The organism is Frigoribacterium endophyticum, from assembly GCF_011759585.1.
Classification (GTDB): domain Bacteria; phylum Actinomycetota; class Actinomycetes; order Actinomycetales; family Microbacteriaceae; genus Frigoribacterium; species Frigoribacterium endophyticum.
The window spans coordinates 1,318,287-1,344,326 of sequence record NZ_JAAOYV010000002.1 but is presented as its reverse complement, the minus strand read 5'-3'; the positions used below and the strand labels follow the sequence as shown (position 1 = coordinate 1,344,326).

The following is a 26,040-nucleotide window of genomic DNA, read 5'->3' as shown; positions in this document are numbered from 1 at the left end:
TGCGGGTGGAGCTACTTCGCGGAGACCACCGTGAGGGTGATCGTGGCGATGACGTCCTCGCGCAGGCGGAGGGTGGCTTCGTGCTCACCCGTCACCTTGATCGCCGAGGGGATCTCGACCTTGCGCTTGTCGATCGTCGCGACGCCCTGGGCGGTCACGGCGTCGGCCACGTCGCCGGGGCGGACGGAGCCGAAGAGGCGGCCGTCGGCACCGGTCTTGACGGTGAGACGGATCTTCTGGGCCTCGAGACGCTGCTTGAGGTCGTGGGCCTCCTCGATCGTCTTGAGCTCGCGGGTCTCGCGGGCCGTGCGGATCTGCGCGACCTGCTTCTCGCCACCGCGGCTCCACGCCACGGCGAAGCCCTGGGGGACGAGGTAGTTGCGCGCGTAGCCGTTCTTGACGTCGACGACGTCACCGGCCGAGCCGAGGCCGGAGACCTCGTGCGTGAGGATTACTTTCGACATGGTGCTTCTCCTTCAGTCGGCGCTGGATCAGCGGCCGGAGCCGGCGTAGGGGAGGAGCGCCATCTCGCGGGCGTTCTTCACGGCACGGGCGATGAGGCGCTGCTCCTGGACGGAGACGCCGGTGATGCGACGGGCGCGGATCTTTCCACGCTCCGAGATGAACTTGCGGAGGGTCGCGACGTCCTTGTAGTCGATGACGCCGACGCGGATCGCCTTCGCGGGGGCGGCGTTCTTGCCGCCCTTGCCGCGGAGGGGCTTGCGACGGTCGCCGCTGCTCTTTCCAGCCATTGTTGTTCTGCTTTCGAGTGATGGTGAAGTTCTGAGGGGGTGGGGCGGGAGGCCCCTGACGAGACGACCTGGGAGGTCGGTGACGACCTAGAAGGGGGTCTCGTCGTTGTAGGTGCCGCCGCCGCCGGGCGTGTTCCAGACGTCGCCGCCGCCCTGGGAGTTGCCCCCCTGGGCCGGCGCGGGCTGGCCCCACGGCTCGGACTGCTGGCCGCCGCCGACCTGGCCCTGCTGGCCGCCGCCGCGGTTGCCCCCGAAGGAGCCACCGCCGCCGCCGCCCTCGCGGGAGGAGGCCGCACGGGTGACCTGAGCGGTCGCGTAGCGCAGCGAAGGGCCGATCTCGTCGACGTCGAGCTCGAAGCTGGTGCGCTTCTCGCCCTCCTTCGTCTCGTAGCTCCGCTGCTTCAGACGGCCCTGCACGATGACGCGCGAGCCCTTCGTCAGAGAGGAGGCCACGTGCTCGGCGAACTCGCGCCAGACGCTGGCACGCAGGAAGAGCGCCTCGCCGTCCTTCCACTCGTTGGACGCGCGGTCCAACGTGCGGGGGGTCGACGCGATGGTGAAGTTCGCGACCGCGAGCCCGTTCTGCGTGTAGCGCAGCTCGGGGTCACTGGTGAGGTTGCCCACCACTGTGATGACGGTCTCGCCTGCCATCGGTTACTCGGCAGCCTTCGCGGGAGCGGACGGGGCAGCGGGCGACGCACCGGCGACCGCGGCGGCCGGAGCAGCAGCGGCGGCCGGGGCGGCGGCAGCGTTGGCGGCCTTGCGGGCGGCCTTCTCGTCGGAGAGCTTCTTCGCGGCGGCGACCATCGCGATGGCCTCCTCGGCGCGGAGGACCTTCGTGCGCAGCACGGCCTCGGAGAGACCCAGCTGGCGGTCGAGCTCGACCGTGGCCGACGGGTTCGCCGTCAGGTTGACGACGGCGTAGATGCCCTCGGACTTCTTGTTGATCTCGTAGGCGAGGCGACGACGGCCCCAGATGTCGACGTTGTCGACGGTGCCGCCATCGGCGCGGATGACGTTGAGGAACTTGTCCAAGCTCGGGGCGACGGTGCGCTCATCGATCTCGGGGTCCAGGATGACCATCAGTTCGTACTGGTGCATGACTAACCCACCTCCTTCGGACTTGACGGCCACAGACGGTCTGTGACAGGAGGGTGTTCATGACGCTGCGTCGGCCAGAGAGGCAGACGCAACCTTCCCAGCGTACCTGCTGACGCCTCCGGCCACAACGCCGGAGGCGCGGGTCGAGCCCGGCGGGCCCGTCACGGCCCCCGAGACGGCCGGGTCCGGGGCCCTACGGCGCGGGCGTCGCCGACGGGTCGCTGGCCTGTTCGGCGGCCGCCACCGCCGCCTCCGCCGCGGCCTGCGCCGCCGCCAGCCCCTCGGGCACCGGCAGCGAGCCCGCGAACACCTGGTCGAGCAGCGGGTCGAGGGCCGGCTGCGCCGTGCCGTACAGCGAGGTCGGGGCCGGGATGGTGTCGCCCGAGGCGATCACGTCGAAGAACGGCGAGACGTCGACGCCGCGGGAGGCCCAGTACGCGTAGTAGGGCTCCTGCGCGCCGGTGACCGCGGGCACGGCGGCCCCGTCGCGCCCGATGTACTCGGCGCCGTCGGTCGAGCCGAGCCAGGCCAGCACCTTGGCGGTGTCGTCGAGGTGCGCGGTGTGGGCGTCGCCCGCGGCGACGATCCCGTTCGAGACGCTGACGCGGCCGGCCGGGCCCGCGGGCATCATCGCGACGCCCCAGTCGAACTGCGCCTCGCTCTCGACCGTCGAGAGGCTGTAGAGCCCCGACTGGAACAGGGCCATGTGGCCGGCCGTGAACTGGTCTCGGCTGTAGTCCGGGTCGGCGTTCGTGGCGGCGGCCGGGGGCGCGACGCGGTGCACGCCGACGAGGTCGACCAGGTACTGGAACGCGGCCTGCGCCTCCGGCGTGTCCAGCTCGAAGGAGGCGCCCTCCGGGTCCTCGAGACGGCCCCCGGCCGAGCCCAGGTAGTCGTACCAGATCGCCTGCAGGTCGTTGCCCGCGTTGTAGCCGTACTGCGTCACGGTGCCGTCGAAGGCGGGGTCGGCGGCGTTCCGGCCCTGGTCGTCGAGCGTGAGGCGCTGGAGCAGCGGCAGCAGGGTGTCGTCGGCGCCTCCGCCCGGTGCCCAGGTGAGGTCGTCGAGCGAGGCCGGGTCGACGCCCGCCGCGGCCAGCAGGTCGGCGTTGTAGTAGAGCGCGATGCCGCCGTCGCTCAGCTGCGGCACGCCCCAGAGCGAACCGTCGTGCGTGAACTGCTCGACGACGGCGGGGCTCCAGGCTCGACGGGCGCTGCCGCTGAGCACGGCGTCGACGTCGACGAGGTCGCCGGCCTCGGCGTAGTCCTCGTAGTGGGAGCTGTTCAGCCAGTAGACGTCGGGGGCGTCGCCCTCGTCGACGTCGTCGGCGAGCTGGTCGAAGTACTCGGCGTAGGGCACGACCTCGACCTCGACGTCGATGTCGGGGTTGTCGCGCTCGAAGGCCGTGAACGACTTCTCGTAACCGGCGGCGACGGTCTCGTCCCAGACGCGGACGGTGACGGTGGTCTGGCCCTGCTCGGACGGCGTCAGTCGCGCACCCGGGGCCGGGGCCGTCGAGGCGCCGAAGGCGGCGATGCCGACGGCGCTGGCAGCGACGATCAGCACGCCCACCGACGTCGCGACGAGGGTGGAGTCCGTTCGGGGTCTGCTGCGCACGCGTGCAGGCTACCGGGGGAGTCGCGGTGCCCGTCTGCAGGGCCGCGTACCCCGGACAGGACGGTCCGGCGGGCCGGGCTCAGCCCTGGCGCGCCGCCCACCACGCGAGCAGGCGCTCGGTGGCGACCTCGGCGCCCAGCGGCCCCTCCTCGGTGCGCAGCTCGAGCAGGAAGCGGTACGCCTCGCCCACCTCGCGGCTCGGCGAGATGCCGAGCACGCGCTGGATCTCGTCGCCGTCGAGGTCGGGCCGCAGCGAGTCGAGCTCCTCGCGGTCGCGCAGCTCGGCGATGCGCGCCTCGAGGTCGTCGTAGGCGAAGCCGAGCCGGTCGGCCTTCCGCCGGTTGCGGGTCGTCACGTCGGCGCGGGTGAGCATGTGCAGCCGCTCCAGCTGGTCGCCGGCGTCGCGCACGTAGCGGCGGACGGCCGAGTCCGTCCAGGCGCCCTCGGTGTAGCCGAAGAAGCGGAGGTGCAGCTCGATCAGGCGCGAGACGGCGGCGATCGTGTCGTTGTCGAACCGGAGGGCCTTCAGCCTCTTCTTCGCGAGCTTCGCGCCGACCACGTCGTGGTGGTGGAAGGTGACGACGCCGCCGGCCTCGAGGCGGCGCGTGGCGGGCTTGCCGCAGTCGTGCAGCAGCGCGGCGAGGCGCAGCGTGAGGTCGGGGGCCTCGCCCGGGTGGCGCTCGCGCTCGTAGCCGATGGCCTGGTCGAGCACGGTGAGGCTGTGCTCGTAGACGTCCTTGTGGTGGTGGTGCTCGTCGACCTCGAGCCGCATCGCGGCGAGCTCGGGCACGACGTGGTCGGCGAGGCCCGTGTCGACCAGCAGGCGGACACCGTCTCGGGGGGTGTCGGTGCGCAGCAGCTTCGAGAGCTCGTCGGCGACGCGCTCGACCGACACGATGGAGAGGGTGGAGGCGCGGGTCGCCATCGCCTCCCGCACCTCCTCCGAGACCTCGAAGCCGAGCTGCGCGGTGAACCGTGCGGCCCGCATCATGCGCAGCGGGTCGTCGCGGAACGAGTCGACCGCCGTGCCCGGCGTCGCGAGGCGGCGGGCCAGCAGGTCCTCGACGCCGCCCGACGGGTCGACGAGCACCTTCTCGGGCAGCCGCAGCGCCATCGAGTTGACGGTGAAGTCGCGCCGCACGAGGTCGCCCTCGAGGGTGTCGCCGAACTCGACGACGGGCTTGCGGGTCTCGCCGTCGTAGACGTCGCTGCGGTAGGTGGTGATCTCGACGACCTCGCCGTCGACGCGGGCGGCGATGGTGCCGAAGGCCCGGCCGACGTCCCAGTGGGCCTCGGCGAGCGGCACGACGATCGCGAGGATCTCGTCGGGGGAGGCGCTGGTCGTGAAGTCGAGGTCGTTGACCGGCCGGCCGAGGAAGGCGTCGCGGACGGGGCCGCCGACGAGCGCGAGCTCGTGGCCCGCCGCGGCGAAGGCGGAGGCGAGCGCGGAGACGCGGGGGGTGGCGGCCAGGAGGTCCAGTCGCTGGAGGGCGGAGGCGACGGTGTCCATGACGCACCACTTTGCCACAGCGACCTCCCCGGGCCCGGCCGCGCGCCTCCTCCCCAGGGATGGTCCTCGCCCTCCGGTGGGCGGGTTCCCGGGTGCCGCACCGCGTGCCCCCGGGCTCGGTTCCCTAGACTCGCCATGCCCTCCGGCCGCCTCGTGCTCGGCGGGCACACTGCCTATGAGACCTCTCCACGCCCTCCTCGCCGCGCTGACGGCCGTCTTCGTCGTGGTCGTCGGCCTGCCGTCCGCCGCGACCGCCGCGCCCTCCGGCTCGTCGAGCCCCTCCGCGAGCAGCTCGGCCGCGGCCGCCGACGAGGGCGAGGCCGTCGACGGCGTCACGCTGACCCTCTCGCCGGCCGCCGACGGGGTCCTGGTGCCCGGCCGCGACCTCACCTTCGACGTCACCGTCCGCAACGCGAGCGACACCGACGTCGCGGCCGGTGTCGCCCGCGTCTACCTCGACCGGGGCGCCTTCGCGACGCGCGGCAAGCTCGCGAGCTGGCTGCGGCCCGACTCGACCTCCGGCTCCGACTACCTCGGCTCGTACCTCACCCGGCTCGACGTGCCGGCGGTGTCGGCGGGCTCGACCCAGACCGTGGCCTCGGTCACCGTCGCGGCGGCCGACGTCGGCCTCGACGGCTTCACCTGGGGTGCCCGTGCCCTAGGTGCGCGGCTGCTCGACGACGACGGCGAGGAGGTCGCGCAGACGCGCAGCAGCGTCGTGTGGTTCCCCGGCGAGTCGTTCCAGCCCACCCGCCTCGCGGTCGCCGTGCCGATCACGACGCCCGAGACCGAGAACGGCGTGCTCGACGCCGCGGCCCTCGCCTCGTACACGTCCGTCGACGGCACGCTCACGCGGCAGCTCCGGGCCGTCCAGGGCACGGGGGCCGTGGTGGCCGTCGACCCGATGATCATCGCGTCCATCCGCCTGCTCGGCAGCTCCGCGCCTCCCTCGGCCCTCTCCTGGCTCGACCAGCTGCAGTCGTCGGGCCTCGAGTCGTTCCCCCTCACCTGGGCCGACGCCGACGTCGCCGCCCTCAGCCAGGCGGGTGCCGCCTCCCTGCCCGTGCCCCTCTCGCTCGACCCGCTGATCGACCCGTCGCTCTTCGCCGAGGGCGACGACACCGGGTCGCCCGCCCCCGCGCCCACGACCGAGGGCGAGACCGCGCCCTCGAGCGCGGGCGACCCGTCGACCTCGACCGAGGGCGACGCGGGCCAGGGCGACGCCGGGCAGGGAGGCGCGGGTGACGACGCCGGGGCCGGCACCGACCCCGGGGGGCAGGCTCCCGGGGCCGGCGAGCAGCCGGGCGACGGCACGACGGCCCCGCCCCTCCCGACCACGGAGTCGCTGCTGAGCTGGCCGTGGACCCACACCGGCGTCGTGTGGCCGGTCGACGACTCCGCCGTCGCCGCCGACCTCGACGTCTGGACGGCGTCGGGCGCCACCAGCACCATCCTGTCGAGCTCGAACGTCGACGGCTCGACCGACTCGACCGAGAACGCGGCGGTCGACCTCGGCGGGCGGACGGGCCTCGTCTCCGACGACTCCCTCACCGCACTGGTCGGCCAGGCGGCGGGCGCCTCCGACGACGCCACCTGGGCCGCGGCGGTGGCCGAGATCTCGGCGAGCGTCGCGACCGTCGCGCGCGAGCGGCCGAGCGACGCGCGCACCCTGCTCACCGCCCTCGACCGCGACTGGGCGGCGCAGGGCCCGTACCTGCACCAGACGCTGGTCGCCCTCGCCGGCCTGCCCTGGACGACGACGGTCGGCCTCGGCGACGCCCTCGACGCACCGCAGACGGGCGCCGTCGTCGTCGACCGCGCGGAGGACGCCACGCGGGTCACGCAGATGCGCACCCTGCTGGCCGCCGACCAGCGCGTCGTCGACCTCGGCACCGCCCTCGAGCAGCCGGAGACCGTCACGGCCCCCGTCCGCCTGCGCCTGCTCGGCCTCGCCTCGCAGTCGTGGCGCGACAACACCGAGGGCCTCGCCAGCGAGGTCGCGGTGGCCGACTCGGAGGCGAGCGCGACCGCCGGGCTCGTCTCCGTCGTGCGGGGCAGCGACCAGCTCATCCTCGGCGACCGCTCGTCGATGCCGTTGTACGTCGAGAACGGCACGAACTCCACGGCGACCGTCTACGTCACGGTGAGGCCGTCGAACTCCATCCTGTCCGTCGAGGAGGTCGGCATCCCCGTCACCGTCCAGGCCCAGTCGCAGGTCCGCGTGCGCGTGCCCGTGCAGTCGGTGGCCAACGGCACCGTCTCGGCCAGCATCACGCTCGCCAGCGCGACCGGCGCCGTCATCGGAGCCCCGAGCACCGTCCAGGTCAACGTCCAGGCCGGGTGGGAGACCGCGTTGACGTGGGTCTTCGCCGTCGGCTTCGTGCTGCTCTTCGGCGGCGGGCTGTACCGCACCTTCCGCAAGCGACGTCGAGCCCGTGACGGGCTCGACGGGGCGGACGGCGCTGACGGCCTCGAGCCCGTCACGGCCGACGGGCCCGCGGCCGACGGCCCCGCCGCCTCCGACCCCGCCGCCTCCGACCCGACCGACGGACGGGCGGGCCGCTCGTGAGCGGGCAGGCCGGCCTCGGGCGCGCGAGCGTGCTCCTGGCCTCCGGCACGATGGTGTCGCGCGTCCTCGGCTTCGTGAAGACCGCGGTGCTCGCCGCCGCGATCGGCCAGACGGCCAGCCGCGCCGCCGACTCGTTCGCCCTGGCGAACCAGCTGCCCAACAACATCTACGCGCTGATCGCCGGCGGCCTGCTCAGCGCCGTCCTCGTGCCCCAGATCGTCCGGGCCGCGACCCACGACGACGACGGGGGCCAGCGCTTCATCAACAAGGTGGTCACGCTCGGCACGATGCTGTTCGCCGTCGTCGGCCTGCTCGGCACCCTCCTCGCACCGGTGCTCGTGCGGATCTACGCGCAGCAGGCCAACTCGTCCGGCCAGGGCGGTTACACCTCTGACTCGCTGGCGCTGGCGACCGCGTTCGCGTACTGGTGCCTCCCCCAGATCTTCTTCTACGCGATGTACTCCCTGCTCAGCGAGGTGCTCAACGCGCGCCAGGTGTTCGGCCCCTTCACCTGGGCGCCCGTGATCAACAACGTCGTGGCGATCGCGGGCCTCGTCGTCTTCATGGTCGCCTTCGGCGGCGCCGGAGAGAACTCGCTGGTCGACGTCTGGACGCCGGGGCGCATCACCCTCCTCGCCGGCACGGCCACCCTCGGCGTGCTGGCCCAGGCCGGTTTCCTGCTGCTGTTCTGGCGCCGCGCGGGGCTGACGTACCGCCCCGACTTCCGCTGGCGCGGGGTGGGCCTCGGCGCCACGGGCAAGGCCGCGGGCTGGCTCTTCGGCATGGTCCTCGTGACGCAGCTGGCCGGCCTGGTGCAGAGCCGCGTGGCCTCCGAGGGCAGCGGCACCGGCGCCTCCAACGCCGTCCTCGCGAACGCCTGGCTGCTCTTCATGCTCCCGCACGGCATCGTCGCGGTGTCGATCGCGACCGCGTACTTCACCCGCATGAGCGGCCACGCCTCGCGCGGCGACCTCCGCTCCGTGCGCGTCGACCTCTCGCAGTCGCTCCGCACCATCGGCATGTTCATGGTCTTCGCGACGGTCGCGATGTGCGTCGTGGCCTACCCCTTCGCGAGCTTCTTCGAGAGCACCTTCCGCGGCGCCGGCCAGATGGCCCAGGTCATCGTCGGCTTCATGCCGGGGCTCGTGCTGTTCAGCGTGCTGTTCGTCGTCCAACGGGTCTTCTACGCCCTCCACGACCAGCGCACGCCGTTCTTCATGCAGCTGGTGCAGTCGGGCATCTTCGTCGTCGGCACGCTGATCGCCTCGGCGGTCGTGCCCGACGACCGGATCGCCGTCGCCATCGCGGTCACGACCTCGATCGCGGGCTCGGCGCAGACGGTCGTCGCTCTCGTGCTCGTCAAGCGCCGGCTCGGCGGCATCGACGGCCGGTGGGTGCTGCGCCGGTACGTCCAGTACGCGTTCTTCTCGCTCCTCGCCGGCGTCGTCGGCCTGCTCGTCGTGACCGGTCTCGGCGGTTTCGTCGCCGACGGCTTCGCGCACTCGGGCCGGATCGCCGGGCTGGCCACGGTCGTGGTGGCCGCCGCCGTGATGGCTCTCGTGTACTTCGGCCTGCTCGCGCTCATCCGCCTGCCCGAGCTCGACGAGCTGCTCCGGCCGGTGCTGCGTCGTGTCGCGCCGCTCGCCGGCAAGCTGCGCCGACGCTGACGCAGGCCCTCCCCGAGGGCCGCACCGCGCCTCCCCGGCGCCTGCCGCCGCGCCTCCTGGACGCCCTCTGGGAGGGGGCCCGGGGCGGGGAATGCCCCGCCGCTAGGATGCGTTTGATCAGACGGTCGAGGGAGACAGCAGGGGCCACACGGCTCCGACGGTTCGATCCCACCCCATCCAGAACGTTCCTCGAGGAAGGTGCTCATGCGCCAGATCATCATCATCGGCTCCGGCCCCGCCGGCTACACGGCCGGCATCTACGCGGCCCGTGCCGGTCTCGAGCCCCTCATCGTCGCCAGCTCCGTCGAGGCGGGCGGTGAGCTCATGAAGACCACCGAGGTCGAGAACTTCCCCGGGTTCCCCGACGGCATCCAGGGCCCCGAGCTCATGTTCAAGCTGCAGGAGCAGGCCGAGAAGTTCGGCGCCGAGGTGCTGCTCGACGACGTCACCAGCGTCGACCTGACCGGTGACGTCAAGAAGGTCACGCTCGGCAGCGGCGCCGTCGAGGAGGCCGTCTCGGTGATCTTCGCGACGGGCAGCGCCTACCGCAAGCTCGGCCTCGCCGACGAGGAGCGCCTGAGCGGCCGCGGCGTCAGCTGGTGCGCCACGTGCGACGGCTTCTTCTTCAAGCAGAAGGAGATCGCGGTCGTCGGCGGCGGAGACTCCGCGATGGAGGAGGCGACCTTCCTCACGCGCTTCGCGAGCAAGGTCTACGTCATCCACCGCTCCGAGTCGCTGCGCGCCTCGAAGATCATGCAGCAGCGTGCCCTCGACAACCCGAAGATCGAGTTCCTGTTCAACAAGCAGGTCACGGCCATCCTCGGCGGCGAGAAGGCCACCGGCGTGCAGCTCACCGACACCGTCGAGGGCGTGACCAGCGAGCTCGAGCTCGACGGCCTGTTCATCGCGATCGGCAACGACCCGCGCGTGCACCTCGTGCACGGCCAGCTCGACCTGACCAGCGACGGCACCATCGCCGTCGAGGGCCGCAGCTCGAAGACCAACCTGCGCGGCGTCTTCGCCGCGGGCGACGTCATCGACGCGACGTACCGCCAGGCGGCCACCGCCGCCGGGTCGGGCGTCGTCGCCGCGCTCGACGCCGAGCACTTCCTCGCCAGCCTCGACCAGACGTTTCTAGCCGAGCACACCGACGGCGCCGCCGAGGGCATCGACACGGCCGAGTCCGTGGCCGTCTGACCCTCGCGCTCCCCCTGAACCACACGACGAAAGGAACCACCATGAGCACCGCCAAGGCAGTCACCGACGCGTCCTTCGAGGCCGACGTCCTCAAGTCCGACAAGACGATCCTGGTCGACTTCTGGGCCGAGTGGTGCGGCCCGTGCCGCGCGGTCTCGCCCATCCTCGACCAGATCGCGGCCGAGAACGAGGGCAAGATCGAGATCGTCAAGCTCAACGTCGACGACAACCCGCAGACCGCCATGCAGTACCAGATCACGTCGATCCCGGCGATGAAGGTCTACCAGGGCGGCCAGGTCGTCAAGACCGTCATCGGCGCCAAGCCCAAGCCGGCCCTCGAGGCCGACCTGGCGGAGTTCCTCGCGTAGTCGACACCCTCGACAGCACCCCGAGAGCCCGCCCAGCACACCCGCTGGGCGGGCTCTCGCCGTACCCGGCGGCCTCCGGGCATATCCTGAACCGCACCACCCCCGACAGACAGGGACGCAGATGACGAACAAGGGCACCAACCTCGACCCGTGGTACGACTCGTACGCCGACCGTACGGCCGGCCTGAGCGCCTCCGAGGTCCGAGCCCTGTTCGCCGTCGCCAGCCGCCCCGAGGTGGTCTCCCTGGCCGGCGGCATGCCCTTCGTCTCCGCGCTGCCCCGTGAGCTCGTCACCGGCGCCATCGACCGCGTCATGTCGCAGAACGGCGGGGCCATGGCCCTGCAGTACGGCTCCGGCCAAGGCACCCCGGCGATCCGCGAGCACATCATGCAGATCATGGCGATGGAGGGCATCCGCGGCAGCGCCGACGACGTCGTCGTGACGACCGGCTCGCAGCAGGCGCTCGACCTCGTCACGCGGCTGTTCGTGAACCCGGGCGACGTCGTGCTCGCCGAGTCGCCGAGCTACGTGGGCGCCCTGGGCGTCTTCAAGGCCTACCAGGCCGACGTGGCGCACGTGGCGACCGACGCGGAGGGACTCGTGCCGGAGGCGCTGCGCGAGACGATCGCCGCGGTCAGGTCCCAGGGGCGCACCATCAAGTTCCTCTACACGATCCCGAACTTCCACAACCCGGCGGGCGTCACGCTCACCTGGGCGCGGCGGCTCGAGATCCTCGAGATCTGCCGCGACGCGGGCATCCTCGTGCTGGAGGACAACCCCTACGGCCTCCTGTACTTCGACCAGCCGGCGCCCCAGGCGATGCGCTCGGTCGACGACGAGGGCGTCATCTACCTCGGGTCGTTCTCCAAGACCCTCGCGCCCGGCTTCCGGGTGGGCTGGGCCCTCGCGCCGCACGCCATCCGCGAGAAGCTCATCCTCGCCAACGAGTCGGCGACGCTCTCGCCCAACTCGTTCGGGCAGTTCGTCATCACGGAGTACCTCGACCAGGCCGACTGGAAGGCCCAGATCGAGACGTTCCGCGGTCTCTACCGGGAGCGTCGCGACGCCATGCTCTCGGCCCTGGGGGAGTACCTCCCACAGCTCAGCTGGACGGAGCCCGACGGCGGCTTCTTCGTCTGGGTCACCCTGCCCGAGCAGCTCGACTCGAAGGCCATGCTGCCCCGGGCGGTCAAGGAGCTCGTCGCGTACACGCCCGGCACCGCGTTCTTCGCCGACGGGGGCGGTCGCCAGAACATCCGCCTGTCGTTCTGTTACCCGACGCCCGAAGCGATCCGCACGGGCGTGGCCCGGCTCGCCACCGTGGTCAACGGCGAGCTCGACCTGCTCGCGACGTTCTCGTCGGCCTCCCTCGGGGCGCCCTCGGTGCTGCGGCAGGGCGTCACGATGCCGCCGCCGAACATGTCCTGACCAGTACTTTTTCAGTGACAACGGTGGTCGGTCGGGACAGCCAGGGCACCGACTCGAGTCCGAACGCCTCCACACCGTTCGCCAGGCCCGCACGCCACCACGCCACGACGCCCGCACGTACGACCCCAGGGGAGAACCCATGACCACCAGCGCCATCCACACCGTGACCGTGCTCGCCGGCGGCATCTCGCACGAGCGGGACGTGAGCCTGAGATCGGGGAGGCGCGTGGTCGACAGCCTCGTCGCCAACGGCATCGAGGTGGAGCTCCGTGACCCCGACGCCTCCCTGCTCGCACACCTGACGTCTGACCGCCCCGACGTGATCTGGCCGGCCCTGCACGGGGCCTCCGGTGAGGACGGCGCCCTCCGCGGCCTCCTCGAGGCCCTCGACATCCCGTTCGTCGGCAGCACCTCGGCCGCCGCGCGCCTCGCCTGGGACAAGCCGACCGCCAAGGAGCTCGCCCGTCGCGTCGGGGTCAGGACCCCTCGTGGCATCACCCTCTCGCACGACGCCTTCCGGGAGCTCGGCGCGGCCGGCGTGCTGGCCGCCATCGCGGAGGAGCACCCCGTCCCGGTCGTGGTGAAGCCCGCCCGCGGCGGCTCGGCACAGGGGGTCACCGTCGTGGACGAGCCCGGCGGGCTCCCCCGGGCGATGGTCGACGCGTACACCTACTGCGACGACGTGATCGTCGAGCAGAAGATCACCGGCACCGAGATCGCCGTGGGCGTCATCGACACCGGCGACGGGCCCGTCGCACTGCCCGCCGTGGAGATCGTGCCCCGATCAGGCACGTACGGGTTCGAGGCGCGCTACAACGCGGGGGAGACGACGTTCTACACGCCGGCGCGACTGGATGTGGCAGCGGGGGAGGCGGCCGCTGCGGCAGCCGTCGCGGTCCACGAAGCGCTGGGCCTACGCCACCTCTCCCGGGTCGACCTCATCGTCGACGCGGCGGGCACCCCGTGGTTCCTGGAGGTCAACGTCCTGCCCGGCCTCACCGAGACGTCGCTCGTGCCGATGGCCCTCGACGCAGCAGGCTACGAGCTCGGCCTCGTCTACGCGGCCCTGGCGGAGAAGGCCGTCCGCGACCACGGCTGACCCTCAAGACGTGCAACGGCTCGCCTCTCTTACTGAAGGCGGGCCGTTTCACGTGGAACACGGGGGTACCGGCCTCGCCGTGTCGAGCCCCCTCGTCGACCTGCCCGGGAACGACGGTGTCGACCGCACGTCGAGGTGCCCAGGAATGAAGCTCAACCCGACGTGGGGATGGTTCCCCGCCCCCACCTGCGCTCGGGCGTTGTAGACCCCGCCCATGATCTCCTCCACTGTGCATGGCGAGGAACGAACTGCCAGGGAGGCGGACGCAACAAAGCATCCCGTCGGCGTGGCGAATCGTGGGTCCGCTCCACGTGCTCGATTGCTCGTGGCCCTCGAAGGAGCCGTGCATCCGCGCATCCCACACAATCGAAGGGAATGCCGACCAGAGGTCTGAAGCGGTTGACATCTCCGGTCGCTGACGCGAGCATCGCTCCCCAGGTGCGCCACCTCGGGCACGGCATACGCCGTCAACACAGGCTCATGGTCGGCCGCGCAGACGGTGACCACGGATGAGACCGCGGCATCGACCCCATGCGCCACGGCCACACACAGCTGCAACAACGAACAAGTAGGGAGCGACGACGGCTAGACCGCCCAGCCGCCGGATTGATATCCGTTTCACGTGAAACACGACTGAGCAGTCCCGAGTTCCAGGAGCAACACCACACACGCACCCCTAGCGACCGTCACCTACCAGCACGTCAGAACTTGTCCTTAGATCGATCCAGTCGCTACGACTCCGTTCCACGTGAAACGCCCCTCTCGATGAGAGGGGCGTCACACAGCTCAGGAGCTTCTACTCCTGCGCGAAGGGATCCTGTCCCAAGGCGGCCAAGATGCGGTTCAGGTCCTGCATGGACGCGAAGTCGATGGAGATCGACCCCTTCCGAGCACCCAGTCGCACCTTCACCTTCGTGTCCAGCGCGTCGCCGAGGTTCTCCGCCACTTCGTCGAGGTGGGCCTGGTGCTTGCCGACCGCAGCGCGCGTGGAGCGGGGCTTGCTGCTGCCGCCCGCCGCGATCGCCTCCGCTGCCCGCACGGAGAGGTCCTCGTTGACGATCTTGTCCGCCAGGCGCTCCATCAACAGCGAGTCACCCGTCGACAGGATCGCTCGTGCATGCCCGGCCGAGAGCACGCCCGACGCGACTCGACGCTGGACGGAGGCCGGCAGGCGAAGCAGGCGCAGGGTGTTGCTGATCTGCGGTCGGCTCCGGCCGATGCGGTTCGCCAGCTCGTCCTGGGTGATGCCGAAATCAGCGAGAAGTTGCTGATAAGCGGATGCTTCCTCGAGCGGGTTGAGCTCCGCGCGGTGGAGGTTCTCGAGGAGAGCGTCCCGCAGCATCGACTCGTCAGCGGTGTCCTTGACGATCGCGGGGATGGTCGCCAGCCCGAGCTGCTTCGTCGCTCGGAGCCTGCGCTCGCCCATGACGAGCTCGTACTGCACGTCCGTCGTCTCGCGGGACGTGCCCTTGCCCTTGCCGCGGGGTGCCGCCGGCAGAGGCCGGACGACGATGGGCTGGAGGACGCCCACCTCGCGGATGCTCGTGACCAGCTCCGCCAGCTCCTCCTCGCGGAACTCCGTGCGGGGCTGCTGGGCGTTGGGCAGGATGTCGAGTGGGTTCAGGTTCGCCAGACGAGCGCCGGGGACGGCGACGAGCTCCTCCGCCGTCTGCTGCGCGGTCGGGAAGAAGACGTCGACGGGCCGGTCCTGGGACTCGTCGGCGACGGGGATGAGGGCGCCGATGCCACGGCCGAGCCCTGTTCTCTTGGTTGCCACTACTGGGGTGCTCCTCGGCGCGCTAGTTCGGCTGCCGCCTCGAGGTACGAGATGGAGCCCGGTGAGTTGGTGTCGTAGCTGATGACGGTCTGCCCGTAACCGGGTGCCTCGCTGATGCGGACGGAGCGGGGGATGAGCGTCTGCAGGGCCTCCGCGGGGAAGTGCTGGCGCACGTCGGCGACGACCTGCTGCGCGAGGTTCGTCCTGCCGTCGTACATCGTCAGCAGGATGCTGGAGACCTTCAGCGTCGGGTTGAGGTGCTTCTCGATCAGCTGGATGTTGCGGAGGAGCTGACTCAGGCCCTCCAGCGCGTAGTACTCGCACTGGATGGGGATGAGCACCTCGCTCGCAGCGACGAAGGCGTTGATGGTGAGCAGGCCCAGCGACGGCGGGCAGTCGATGAAGACGTAGTCGAATCGCTCACCAGCTGCTTCGGTCTGTTCGAGGTAAGTGTCGAGCGCCCGGCGGAGCCGCTGCTCGCGGGCGACCAGCGAGACGAGCTCGATCTCCGCACCGGCGAGGTGGATGGTGGCGGGGATGCAGTACAGCGCCTCGAACTCCGGGGTCTTCTGCACGACGTCGGCCACGTCGCCCTCGCCGACGATCACGTCGTAGACGCTCGGCGTCTCTGCCCGGTGCTCGACCCCCAGAGCCGTGGAGGCGTTGCCCTGTGGGTCCAGATCGATGACGAGCACGCGCGCGCCGCTGCGGGCCAGCGCCGCCGCCAGGTTGACGGTCGTCGTGGTCTTGCCGACCCCGCCCTTCTGGTTGGAGACCGTCAGGACCCTCGTCTTCGCCGGCGGCGGAAGAGGCTCCTTGGAGAGCGCTCGCTTCCGACGGTTGAGGTCAGCGAGCTCCCGGGCGAGGGGAGTGCTGTTGTCGAACTCCGTGGAGGAACTCACCGATCTGATCTCCTGCTCGCCATGTTTCACGTGGAACGGTGGTCGACTCGAGACGGTCGACGCCTCCGGTCGCGGGTGGGAACAGCGACTCGTGTCGGCCCCTGATCGACCAGCACTGCCGACGACCACGGTCAACTCTAGCTCGTGGAGACCCCTCGACGGAGGTCCAGGGCGGGGTGTCCCCAGGGTCCAGCGCAGCCTCCACAGGGGAGGCGTCGTGTGGCCCATTTACGTCTGTGGACGAGTTTCTACACAGGCTCGCCAACATGTTGGTAACTGCCTCGGCCGGAACCACCGCTCACCGGCCCCGCTACTACGCCTAACCGACTATTGGCTGATCAAGGCGGCCTTATCGATGCAGGGAGTAGCAGAGCCGGCCACAAGAGCAACTCCGCTGATCCACGGCCACGGGGTCGCAGCGATCGACCTCGTCCGCGCTCAGATCGCTTCCTGTGGAGACGACCCGCGCCCTCAGTCCAGCGTCGCGCGGAAGACGCGCGTGACCTCCGCCGGGTCGACCAGCCCCACGCCCAGTTCCAGCACCTCGACGTCGACGAGGTGCGCCTTGGCGATGGCCTTCCGAGCCGCCTCCATCTCCTGCTGCACGCGTGCCCCCTTCATCAGGAGCAGCTGGCCACCGGTCTTCACGAGCGGCGCGGTGAGCGGGATCAGCTTGGAGAGCGCGGACACGGCGCGGGCCGTGACCTGGTCGAGCCATCCGTCGAGCTCGACCTCCTCGGCGCGGGCGCGGACCACCTCGACGTTCGCGAGCCCCATGCGCTCCGCCTCGGCGATCAGCCACTCCACCCGGCGCTCCATCGGCTCGATCAGCACGAGCGTGGCGTCGGGTCGCGCCGCGGCCAGGACGAGGCCGGGCAGCCCGGCCCCTGAGCCGACGTCGCCGACGCGGCCGGCCGTGAGCAGCGGCGCGACGAGGCCCGAGTTGACGACGTGCCGAGTCCACAGGCGCGGCAGCTCCAGCGGCCCGATGAGTCCGAGCTCCTCACCGTGCTGAGCGAGGTCGGCGGTGTAGCGACGGACCACCTCGAGCCGGTCGCCGAAGATCTCGGCGGCGACGGCGGGTTCGGTCTCGAGCTCGGCGGTGTCGGTCATGGCGTCAGCTGGTCATCCGGTCGGGTGGAGCAGGGAGGTCGGGTCGCCGAGCGAGGCGGCGGCGCAGCGCGGCGTAGGCGCAGCGCGGCTAGCCGCGCGTGATGACCGTGTGGCGGTCGCGGCCTTCGCCCTCGGACTCCGAGGTGAAGCCGCGGGCCGCGACGATGTCGTGGACGAGCTTGCGCTCGTACGACGACATGGGCGGGAGCGAGGCCGCCGCGGCGCCCTCCTCGATCTTCTCGACGGCGCGGTCGACCATGGCGCCGAGCTCCTGCTCGCGCGTCGCGCGCGAGCCGCCGATGTCGAGGATGAGGCGCGAGAACTCGCCGGTCTTCGCCTGCACGGCGATGCGGGTGAGCTCCTGCAGGGCGTTGACCGTGTCGGGCTTGGAGAGCAGGCGCAGGGACCCCTCACCCCCGCTCGAGTCGATGGAGATGTACGACCGACCGGCACGGACCTCGATGTCGATGTCGCCGTCGAAGTCGCAGATGTCGAGGAGCTCCTCGATGTAGTCGGCGGCGATCTCGCCCTCGTCGATGATCGACTGGGCGGACGGCGCCGGCGAGGCCGCGGCAGCGTCGCCGACGGGCTCGCGCCGGGCCGGGGGCCCGGGGACGGCGTCGACGGCGGGAGCAGGGGAGGCGGCCGGTGCGTCGGTCTCGACCCGCGCCTCCGGCGTGGCCTCGGGGGCGACCTCGTGGTCGGCGCTCGTGCTGTCGATGTCGTTCATGGTCGTCTCTCCGGGTCGGTCGGGATCGGCGGGGCAGGTGCTGCGGCGCTGCAGGGCGGAGGCGTCGGCCCGGGGGAGGGCCGACGCGCTACTTCTTGGCGCCGTTCTGCTTCTTGGAGCGGTTCTTGCCGACGGGCTGCACGCGCTGGGTCGGCTTGGGCACGGCGGGGGCAGGCTCGATCTCGGTGACCGTGATGTCGCCGAGCGAGAGGCCCTTGCGCTGGGCCTTCTTGGCCAGGCGCTCCTCACGGGCCAGGGCGGCCTCGCTGCCGGGCGTCGGCATGTTCCGGATGACGAGGAACTGCTGGGCCATGGTCCAGATGTTCGAGGTCAGCCAGTAGAACATCACGCCGAGGGGGAAGGAGAGGCCCGAGAAGACGAAGACGAGGGGGAGGAAGTAGAGGAGCATGCGCTGCTGCTTGAACATGGGGCTCGCCTTGGTCTCGGGCGACATGTTCTTCGAGACGATCTGCAGCTGGGTGATGAACTGCGACGCGGTCATGACGACGACCATCGCGCCGGCGAGGAGGCGGACCTCCCACGTGGTGGCGCCGAGGAAGGTCTCCTTCAGCGGAGCGCCCCACAGGGTCGACTCGCCGAACGACGTCGAGAGGGCCTGGTTGAGCAGGCCGATGCCCACCTTGTCCTGCTGGGCGTTGTGCAGCACCGAGTACAGGCTGAAGAAGATCGGCATCTGGATCAGCAGGGGGAGGCAGGAGCTCAGCGGGTTGGTGCCGGTCTCCTTGTAGAGCGCCATCGTCTCGCGCGACATGGCCTCGCGGCTGAACTGGTCGCGCTTGCCCTTGTACTTGTCCTGGATCTTCTTCAGGCGCGGGGCGATCTCCATCATCCGACGCTGGCTCTTGATCTGCCGGACGAAGATCGGGATGAGGCAGGCACGGACGACGAGGACGAGCCCGACGATGGAGAGCACCCAGGTGCTGCCCCAGTCGGTGCCCATGCCGGCACCCGTGAGGATGGTGTGGAAGCTGACGAGGATCGCTTCGACGATCCACTTCAGCGGCCAGAGAACGGTACCGAGGAGGTCCATGGTGGCGGGTCAGCCCTTCCAGTGGGTCTGCGCGAGGAGGCGCGGGGGAGTCTGCGGGGCGGAGCCGGCCCGTCGAGGGACCACGAACCCGAAGGCGGTGAGGGAGTGCTTCTGCCGACGGGGCTCCGGGACGTCGTCGACGCCCCCTGCCGACCAGGGGTTGCAACGACCGATGCGCCAGGTGCCGAGGGCGACCCCCCGGACGACGCCGTGCTGCTGGATCGCCTCGAGGGCGTACCGCGAGCACGAGGGGTGGAACCGGCAGACGTCTCCGTACAGAGGAGAGACCACGGCGCGGTAGGCGCGGAGGATCACGACGCAGACGTTGCGCGGCAGGAGAGCCACGAACTGCAGTGCACCGGTCATGACCTCACGCTCTCGTCGACGACCCCCGAGATGTCCGTGAGCAGGGTAGACCACGGAACGTCGAGACTGCCTGGCAAGGCGCGGATGACCACGTCGGTGCCCGGGCTCATCGCCGGGAGCAGCTCGTGGCACACGTGCTTGAGCCGCCGTCGGACGGTGTTCCGCGCCACGGCGTTGCCGACCGTCTTGGCCACGATGAAGCCGAACCGGATCGCGTCGTCGTCTCGACGGCGCCGCACGTAGACGACCGAGTGCGCCGTGCCCGACTTGCGGCCACGGCGCACTGTGTTGCGGTAGTCGTCTGCGCGGACGATCCGGTTGGCGCGGGCCAACAAGGACTAGCTACGCGGAGAGCTCGGTGCGGCCCTTGCCACGACGAGCGGCCAGGATCGCGCGGCCGGCGCGGGTGCGCATGCGGGCACGGAAGCCGTGCTTCTTGGCGCGGCGACGGTTGTTCGGCTGGAACGTTCTCTTGCTCATGGTGTTCTCTCCGTGGGGGAAGCGGACCTGGCCTGCTGCCGTGTCCGAAGAAGTCTTGTCACAGCCCAATCGGCTGAAATCAACTGATTAAAAGTACGCGGCATCCGCGCTGCGGTCAAACGACCGGGCTCCCGGCATTTGTCCACACTGTTGAGAACTTCGATTGCGGGGGTCATACTCATCCGAACTAAGGTGGGTACCTCCTGCTCCAGATCCCTGTAACCACGGGGAATCCGCGGCTCTCCCGGCTCAGACGACGATCGTCCGCCGGTGGAGAAAGCTGTGCATAACTTGGTGCAGGAGAGATCCTCGTGCGGGCCCGACCGGGCCCTGCCGAACGACAGCCGGGGCCCCCTCGCGCACCCGACAGGAAGTGATGACCCGTGGCGAACACCGTCGATCCGGTCCAGGACCTCTGGCGGTCCGTCCTCGCCACCCTCACCACCGACGACCGGATCACCCCCCAGCTCCACGGCTTCATCAGCCTCGTCGAGCCGAAGGGCGTGCTCGGCGGCACCCTCTACCTCGAGGTGCCCAACGACCTGACCCGCGGGATGCTCGAGCAGCGCATCCGCACCCCCCTGCTCGAGTCCATCGCCGCCCTGGGCGACGCCTCCGTGGCGAGCTTCGCCATCACGGTGAACCCCGACATCACGCCCGACACCCTGACGCAGCAGCCCGAGGAGTCGGAGCCCGTCCACTACATCGAGGCGCCGTTCGTCCCCACCCCGGTCGAGTCGCCCTCGTCGGGCAAGCGGAACGACTCGCGCCTGAACCCGAAGTACAGCTTCGACAACTTCGTGATCGGGGCGTCGAACCGGTTCGCGCACGCGGCCGCGGTCGCCGTGGCCGAGGCGCCGGCGAAGGCGTACAACCCCCTCTTCATCTACGGCTCGTCCGGGCTGGGCAAGACGCACCTCCTCCACGCCATCGGCCACTACGCCGAGACGATGTACCCGGGCATCCGGGTCCGCTACGTGAGCAGCGAGGAGTTCACGAACGACTTCATCAACTCGATCGCCAACAACCGCTCGAACCTCTTCCAGCAGCGGTACCGCGAGATCGACATCCTCCTGATCGACGACATCCAGTTCCTGCAGGGGAAGGACTCCACGCAGGAGGCCTTCTTCCACACCTTCAACACCCTGCACGACCACGACAAGCAGCTGGTCATCACGAGCGACCTGCCCCCGAAGCACCTCACCGGCTTCGAGGACCGCATGCGGTCGCGCTTCGAGTGGGGCCTGATCACCGACGTGCAGGCGCCCGACCTCGAGACCCGCATCGCGATCCTCCGCAAGAAGGCGCAGAGCGAGAAGCTCCAGATCCGCGACGAGGTGCTCGAGTTCATTGCGACGAAGGTGTCGAGCAACATCCGCGAGCTCGAGGGCACGCTGATCAGGGTCACTGCCTTCGCCAGCCTGAACCGGACGGCGGTCGACCTCTCGCTCGTGCAGACCGTGCTCAAGGACTTGATCACCCTCGACGAGGACAACGTCATCGCGCCGGTCGACATCATCAACCACACCGCGGACTACTTCAAGCTCTCGGTCGACGACCTCTACGGGTCGTCCCGCTCGCAGGCGATCGCGACCGCTCGACAGATCGCGATGTACCTCTGCCGCGAGCTGACGAGCCTCTCCCTGCCGAAGATCGGCCAGCTCTTCGGCAACCGCGACCACACGACCGTCATGTACGCGAACAAGAAGATCAGCGAGCTCATGAAGGAGCGGCGCTCGATCTACAACCAGGTGACCGAGCTCACGAGCCGGATCAAGCAGGACACCCGCTACAAGTAGGGGAGTCGAGGCCGCTGCTGCGCGCCTCCCCGACGGACCGCCCCGACGGGCGTCGACCTCGTGTCGGCGCCCGTTCGTCGTCCCGTGGGCCGGTGGAGGCGCCCCGCGCCACGCCAGGACCGGGGACGATCCCACAGTGTGGATAACCTGTGGAAACTCGTGGACAAGTCGGGGGCCCGTTGTGGGGAGATCGCCTCGACCTGTGGGAACAGCCTCGGGACGCAGGGTCGGACACCCTCGGGTCCCCCTCCGACTTCCACACTCCGTGCACAAGTCACAAACGTGTAGTTCCCTCTGGCTGCGGGGTTTTAAACAGGTTATCCACACTGTGCACAACGGTTAAGACTGTTAATCCTGGATTACAAGAAATTGATCGAGAGACAACCTTGTGGACAGCGGGCCGCCCTCCGGAGCCCCGGGGCCACCCGCCTCATCGCTGTGGCAGTATTGGCGGGCAATCCACCGGTGCGTAGTCGAACAGGGGTCCCCGCGTGAAGTTCCAGGTCAACCGTGACGTCTTCAGCGATGCCGTCTCGTTCGCGGTGAAGCTCCTCCCGCAGCGCACGACGCTCCCGATCCTCAGCGGAGTCCTGATCGAGGCCGACGCCGACGGGCTCACGCTCTCGTCGTTCGACTACGAGGTCTCGGCCCAGACGAGCATCGCGGCGGAGGTCGACGAACCGGGCACGATCCTCGTCTCGGGACGCCTCCTCGCCGACATCGCGAGCCGGCTCCCCAACGCCCCGGTCACCTTCGCCACCGACGAGAACCGCATCGCCGTCAGCTGCGGCTCGGCCAACTTCTCGCTGCTGAGCATGCCCGTCGAGGAGTACCCGACGCTGCCCACCGTCGGTGCGCAGTCCGGCGTCGTCCCCGGCGACGCCTTCTCGCTCGCGATCTCGCAGGTCGCCGTCGCCGCGTCCCGCGACGACGTCACCCCGGTCATCACCGGCGTGCAGCTCGAGGTCTCCGAGAACTCGCTCTCGCTCGTGGCCACCGACCGCTACCGCGTCGCCGTCCGCGGCATCGAGTTCGACGCCGGCACGACCGGCGGCGCCGAGACGACCACCGCGCTCGTCCCGGCCCGCACCCTGCAGGAGGTCGGCAAGACCTTCGGCAGCGCCACGACCGTCGCCGTCTCGATCACCGGCAGCGACGACCGCGAGCTGATCGCCTTCCAGGCGGGCGACAAGACCGTCACCTCGCTGCTGATCAAGGGCAACTTCCCCCCGGTCAAGCGGCTCTTCCCCGAGACCGTCGAGAACTACGCCGTGGTCAACACGGCCGAGCTCGTCGAGTCCGTCCGCCGCGTCTCGCTCGTGCTCGAGCGCGAGGCGGCCCTCAGGTTCACGTTCACGATCGACGGGCTCACGCTCGAGGCCATCGGCAGTGAGCAGGCGCAGGCATCAGAGTCGATCGACGCGTTGTTGACGGGGGAGGACACGGTGGTCTCGTTGAAGCCGCAGTTCCTCCTCGACGGCCTCGGAGCGGTCCACTCCGAGTTCGTGCGGATCTCCTTCACCAAGACGGAGAACCCGAACAAGCCCGGTCCCGTGCTGATTACCAGTCAGTCCTCGAGGGACCAGGCCGGTGCTGACAGCTACAAGTACCTGCTGCAGCCCAACCTCCTCCTGCGCTGACGCGCACCACGACGAAGGCGCTCAGACGGCGCCTCCACTGAACGAAGGAATCTCATGCACATCGGCCTCGTCGGTCTCGGCAAAATGGGCAACAACATGCGCGCTCGCCTGCGCAACGCGGGCATCGAGGTCACCGGCTACGACGCGAACCCCGCCGTCTCCGACGTCGCGGACCTCGGCGCCCTCGCCGCGGCTCTGCCGTCGCCCCGCCTCGTCTGGGTGATGGTGCCGCACGGCCAGATCACCGACGCGGTCATCAAGGACCTGGGCGAGGTGCTCGAGCCCGGTGACCTGGTCATCGACGGCGGCAACTCGAAGTGGCTCGACGACGAGGTGCACGCGACCCTCCTCGACGCCAAGGGCATCCGCTACATGGACGCCGGCGTCTCGGGCGGCGTCTGGGGCCTCGAGAACGGCTACGGCCTGATGGTCGGCGGCGACGCCGCCGACGTCGAGCGCGCCATGCCCGTCTTCGACGCGCTGCGCCCCGAGGGCCCCCGCGCCGAGGGCTTCAGCCACGCCGGCGGCGTCGGCGCGGGCCACTACGCGAAGATGGTCCACAACGGCATCGAGTACGCGATCATGCAGGCGTACGGCGAGGGCTACGAGCTCCTCGAGGCCAAGGGCCTCGTCGAGGACGTCCCCGCGGTCTTCAAGGCGTGGCAGCGCGGCACGGTCGTCCGCTCCTGGCTGCTCGAGCTCATGGTCCTGGCCCTCGAGGCCGACCCCAAGCTCGAGGCGCTGTCCGGCTACGTCGAAGACAGCGGAGAGGGTCGCTGGACCCTCGAGGAGGGCATCGCCCACGCCGTCCCGATGCCCGCGCTGAGCGCCTCGATCTTCGCGCGCTTCGTGTCGCGCCAGGGCGAGGGCTCGCCGACCATGAAGGCCGTGGCTGCCCTGCGCAACCAGTTCGGCGGCCACGCGGTCAAGAAGGCCTAGTCGCCTCACCGGCCCGCGTGCGAGTACTGCATCTCAGCCTGACCGACTTCCGGAACTACGCGTCCGCAGAAGTCGCGCTCGCGCGCGGGCCCAACCTCTTCGTCGGCAGCAACGGCCAGGGCAAGACGAACCTGGTCGAGTCGCTCGGCTACCTGGCGAGCCTCGGCTCGCACCGGGTGTCGTCCGACGCCGCGCTGATCCGGCAGGGCACCGACTCGGCCATCGTGCGGGCCCGCCTCGAGGCGGGAGACCGCGAGCTGCTCGCCGAGGTCCAGATCAACCGGTCGTCGCCCAACCGGGCGCAGGTCAACCGCGGGGCGATCAAGCCCCGCGAGCTGCCGCGCTACTTCACCAGCGTCCTCTTCGCGCCGGAGGACCTCGCGCTCGTCCGCGGCGAGCCCTCGGGCCGCCGCCGCTTCCTCGACGAGCTGCTCGTGACCCGCTCGCCGCGCCTCGCGGGCGTGCAGGCCGACTACGAGCGGGTGCTCAAGCAGCGCAACACGCTCCTGAAGTCGGCCCGCGCCTCCGGCGTCAAGCCGAACCGGCTCGGCACGCTCGACATCTGGGACGAACGGCTCGTCGCGCTCGGCAGCGAGATCGTCGTCGCCCGTGACCAGCTCGTCGCCGACCTCGCCCCCGAGGTCGCCCGGTCGTACGCCGCCGTCGCCGGCGAGGACCACGCCGCGCGGCTCTCGACCGTCCTCAGCATCCGGGGCTCCGTGCCCGACGACGAGACCACCGCGGCGGAGGCGCCGAGCGAGTCGATCCCGCCGGCGGAGGTCCCCGAGGTCTTCCGCCAGGCGCTCGCGCGGGTGCGGCCCTCCGAGCTCGACCGCGGCCTCACCCTCGTCGGCCCGCACCGCGACGACCTCTTCCTCTCGCTCAACGCGCTGCCGGCCCGCGGGTACGCCAGCCACGGGGAGTCGTGGTCGTTCGCCCTCGCGCTGAAGCTCGCGTCGGCCGCGGTCATCCGCACCGACTCCGCGACGGGCGACCCGGTGATCGTGCTCGACGACGTGTTCGCCGAGCTCGACGGGTCACGGCGCGAGCGACTCGCCGACGCCGTCGCCGACTACGAGCAGGTGCTCATCACCGCCGCGGTCGAGGGCGACGTGCCCGCCCGGCTCAAGGCGCACACCGTGCGCATCGCGAAGGGCACGATCGTCGAGCAGCCCGAGCCGGTCAGCGAGGCGGCGACGCCGGTCGAGGCGGCGCCGGTGGAGGCGGCCGGGCCGGTCGACGAGGCGGCGACCCCGTGAGCGACGACGCGACCACCCCGGCCGCGGAGCCGGCCCCGGCGGCCGAGCCCGCGCCTCCCCGGGGCGACAACGAGGCGCAGCGCGTGTACCTCCGGTTCCGGCGCGTGTTCGGCGACCCGAACGGGCGCTCGCGCGACGGCCGTCGCCGCAAGGCCATCAAGCTCGGCTCGCCGAGCCAGCCGTTCGGCACGGGCCGGGAGCCCCGCGGCATCGCCGACGTGCTCGCCACGGTCACGACCGAGATGGGCTGGAGCTCGCCGCTGGCGCAGTCCGAGCTCATGACCGCGTGGCCCGACATGGTCGGCGAGGAGCTCGCCGCGCACTCCGACCCGGTGTCGATCGACGACGGCACGCTGACCGTGCAGTGCGACTCCACGGCGTGGGCGACGCAGCTCCGGCTCATGCGCGGGACGGTCACGACGACCATCGTCCAGAGGTACCCCGACGCGGGGATCCAGTCGGTGCGTTTCCTGGCACCCAACGCCCCGTCCTGGAAACGCGGCCCCAGATCGGTTCCAGGGCGTGGTCCTCGCGATACTTACGGCTAGGGAGGGTGAATCGTCCAACCGGCTCGTGAAAATCCGTCTGTGGGCGGATCTCGCCCTACGGGGGACACGCCTGCGGTAGACTCTGAGGGTCGTCTGACCGCTCTGCGCGCCCGCGTGTCGCAGCGGGGC

24 protein-coding genes and 1 pseudogene are annotated in these 26,040 nt (G+C 70.6%); 11 read left to right on the top strand and 14 right to left on the bottom strand.

Translation table 11 applies throughout. The annotated features are described in order from the left end of the window. Positions 1-11: 11 nt before the first annotated feature. The 6 genes and pseudogenes from rplI to FHR77_RS13720 all read right to left on the bottom strand — a co-directional run bounded on the left by rplI (position 12) and on the right by FHR77_RS13720 (position 4,978). Positions 12-464, bottom strand: a complete 453-nt coding sequence (gene rplI / locus FHR77_RS13745; RefSeq protein ID WP_056058172.1) for a 50S ribosomal protein L9 — start codon at positions 462-464, stop codon at positions 12-14. Positions 465-491: 27 nt separating this feature from the next. Beyond that, on the bottom strand, positions 492-752 hold the full coding sequence (gene rpsR / locus FHR77_RS13740; RefSeq protein WP_055964231.1) for a 30S ribosomal protein S18: 261 nt from the start codon (positions 750-752) through the stop codon (positions 492-494). Positions 753-839: 87 nt separating this feature from the next. Continuing rightward, positions 840-1,403: a single-stranded DNA-binding protein gene (locus FHR77_RS13735; RefSeq protein ID WP_167260982.1), complete on the bottom strand. Its 564-nt coding sequence runs from the start codon at positions 1,401-1,403 to the stop codon at positions 840-842. Between the two features lie 87 nt (positions 1,404-1,490). Continuing rightward, positions 1,491-1,853, bottom strand: a pseudogene (rpsF, locus tag FHR77_RS13730) (30S ribosomal protein S6); the annotation flags it as partial. Positions 1,854-2,046: 193 nt separating this feature from the next. Then, positions 2,047-3,468: an extracellular solute-binding protein gene (locus tag FHR77_RS13725; RefSeq protein WP_167260980.1), complete on the bottom strand. Its 1,422-nt coding sequence runs from the start codon at positions 3,466-3,468 to the stop codon at positions 2,047-2,049. 79 nt (positions 3,469-3,547) lie between these two features. Beyond that, the gene (locus FHR77_RS13720) at positions 3,548-4,978 is read right to left on the bottom strand and encodes a CCA tRNA nucleotidyltransferase (RefSeq protein WP_167260978.1); all 1,431 of its coding nucleotides are present in this window, start codon (positions 4,976-4,978) and stop codon (positions 3,548-3,550) included. 175 nt (positions 4,979-5,153) lie between these two features. Here FHR77_RS13720 and FHR77_RS13715 point away from each other — a divergent pair, with 175 nt between their 5' ends. From FHR77_RS13715 to FHR77_RS13690, 6 genes are all read left to right on the top strand, one after another. After that, the gene (locus tag FHR77_RS13715; RefSeq protein ID WP_167260976.1) at positions 5,154-7,547 is read left to right on the top strand and encodes a DUF6049 family protein; all 2,394 of its coding nucleotides are present in this window, start codon (positions 5,154-5,156) and stop codon (positions 7,545-7,547) included. Continuing rightward, the gene (gene murJ / locus FHR77_RS13710) at positions 7,544-9,214 is read left to right on the top strand and encodes a murein biosynthesis integral membrane protein MurJ (RefSeq protein WP_341777385.1); all 1,671 of its coding nucleotides are present in this window, start codon (positions 7,544-7,546) and stop codon (positions 9,212-9,214) included. Before FHR77_RS13715 ends, murJ begins: the two co-directional genes overlap by 4 nt. Positions 9,215-9,418: 204 nt before the next feature. Beyond that, entirely contained in the window at positions 9,419-10,411 is a 993-nt protein-coding gene (trxB, locus tag FHR77_RS13705; protein WP_167260974.1) for a thioredoxin-disulfide reductase, read from the top strand. Between the two features lie 41 nt (positions 10,412-10,452). Continuing rightward, positions 10,453-10,779, top strand: a complete 327-nt coding sequence (trxA, locus tag FHR77_RS13700; protein ID WP_167260972.1) for a thioredoxin — start codon at positions 10,453-10,455, stop codon at positions 10,777-10,779. A gap of 121 nt (positions 10,780-10,900) precedes the next feature. Then, positions 10,901-12,208 (top strand): aminotransferase-like domain-containing protein, encoded by a 1,308-nt coding sequence (locus FHR77_RS13695; RefSeq protein ID WP_167260970.1) that lies wholly within the window; start codon positions 10,901-10,903, stop codon positions 12,206-12,208. A gap of 139 nt (positions 12,209-12,347) precedes the next feature. Beyond that, entirely contained in the window at positions 12,348-13,307 is a 960-nt protein-coding gene (locus FHR77_RS13690; protein ID WP_167260968.1) for a D-alanine--D-alanine ligase family protein, read from the top strand. Between the two features lie 796 nt (positions 13,308-14,103). Here the strand turns inward: FHR77_RS13690 and FHR77_RS13685 are convergent. From FHR77_RS13685 to rpmH, 8 genes are all read right to left on the bottom strand, one after another. Next, the gene (locus FHR77_RS13685) at positions 14,104-15,084 is read right to left on the bottom strand and encodes a ParB/RepB/Spo0J family partition protein (RefSeq protein WP_167260966.1); all 981 of its coding nucleotides are present in this window, start codon (positions 15,082-15,084) and stop codon (positions 14,104-14,106) included. Then, entirely contained in the window at positions 15,084-15,986 is a 903-nt protein-coding gene (locus tag FHR77_RS13680; protein ID WP_341777384.1) for a ParA family protein, read from the bottom strand. Before FHR77_RS13680 ends, FHR77_RS13685 begins: the two co-directional genes overlap by 1 nt. A 471-nt stretch (positions 15,987-16,457) precedes the next feature. Further along, on the bottom strand, positions 16,458-17,099 hold the full coding sequence (rsmG, locus tag FHR77_RS13675) for a 16S rRNA (guanine(527)-N(7))-methyltransferase RsmG (RefSeq protein WP_167260962.1): 642 nt from the start codon (positions 17,097-17,099) through the stop codon (positions 16,458-16,460). 88 nt (positions 17,100-17,187) lie between these two features. Continuing rightward, the gene (locus tag FHR77_RS13670; protein WP_167260960.1) at positions 17,188-17,829 is read right to left on the bottom strand and encodes a Jag family protein; all 642 of its coding nucleotides are present in this window, start codon (positions 17,827-17,829) and stop codon (positions 17,188-17,190) included. Between the two features lie 88 nt (positions 17,830-17,917). Next, the gene (gene yidC, locus FHR77_RS13665) at positions 17,918-18,880 is read right to left on the bottom strand and encodes a membrane protein insertase YidC (RefSeq protein ID WP_056058135.1); all 963 of its coding nucleotides are present in this window, start codon (positions 18,878-18,880) and stop codon (positions 17,918-17,920) included. Positions 18,881-18,889: 9 nt separating this feature from the next. Then, entirely contained in the window at positions 18,890-19,246 is a 357-nt protein-coding gene (yidD, locus tag FHR77_RS13660) for a membrane protein insertion efficiency factor YidD (protein WP_167260958.1), read from the bottom strand. Next, a complete protein-coding gene (gene rnpA / locus FHR77_RS13655; protein ID WP_243861674.1) occupies positions 19,243-19,578 on the bottom strand; it encodes a ribonuclease P protein component in 336 nt (111 codons plus the stop codon). Before rnpA ends, yidD begins: the two co-directional genes overlap by 4 nt. Positions 19,579-19,588: 10 nt before the next feature. Further along, positions 19,589-19,726 (bottom strand): 50S ribosomal protein L34, encoded by a 138-nt coding sequence (rpmH, locus tag FHR77_RS13650; RefSeq protein WP_043595303.1) that lies wholly within the window; start codon positions 19,724-19,726, stop codon positions 19,589-19,591. Positions 19,727-20,109: 383 nt separating this feature from the next. Between rpmH and dnaA the strand changes: the two genes are divergently transcribed. From dnaA to FHR77_RS13625, 5 genes are all read left to right on the top strand, one after another. Continuing rightward, entirely contained in the window at positions 20,110-21,525 is a 1,416-nt protein-coding gene (gene dnaA, locus FHR77_RS13645; protein ID WP_056058127.1) for a chromosomal replication initiator protein DnaA, read from the top strand. A 491-nt stretch (positions 21,526-22,016) separates the two neighbouring features. After that, the gene (gene dnaN, locus FHR77_RS13640) at positions 22,017-23,165 is read left to right on the top strand and encodes a DNA polymerase III subunit beta (RefSeq protein WP_167260954.1); all 1,149 of its coding nucleotides are present in this window, start codon (positions 22,017-22,019) and stop codon (positions 23,163-23,165) included. A 54-nt stretch (positions 23,166-23,219) separates the two neighbouring features. Further along, on the top strand, positions 23,220-24,104 hold the full coding sequence (gene gnd / locus FHR77_RS13635; protein WP_167260952.1) for a phosphogluconate dehydrogenase (NAD(+)-dependent, decarboxylating): 885 nt from the start codon (positions 23,220-23,222) through the stop codon (positions 24,102-24,104). Positions 24,105-24,121: 17 nt separating this feature from the next. Then, positions 24,122-25,363, top strand: a complete 1,242-nt coding sequence (gene recF, locus FHR77_RS13630) for a DNA replication/repair protein RecF (protein WP_167260950.1) — start codon at positions 24,122-24,124, stop codon at positions 25,361-25,363. Then, a complete protein-coding gene (locus FHR77_RS13625) occupies positions 25,360-25,911 on the top strand; it encodes a DciA family protein (RefSeq protein WP_341777383.1) in 552 nt (183 codons plus the stop codon). Before recF ends, FHR77_RS13625 begins: the two co-directional genes overlap by 4 nt. Positions 25,912-26,040 lie beyond the last annotated feature (129 nt).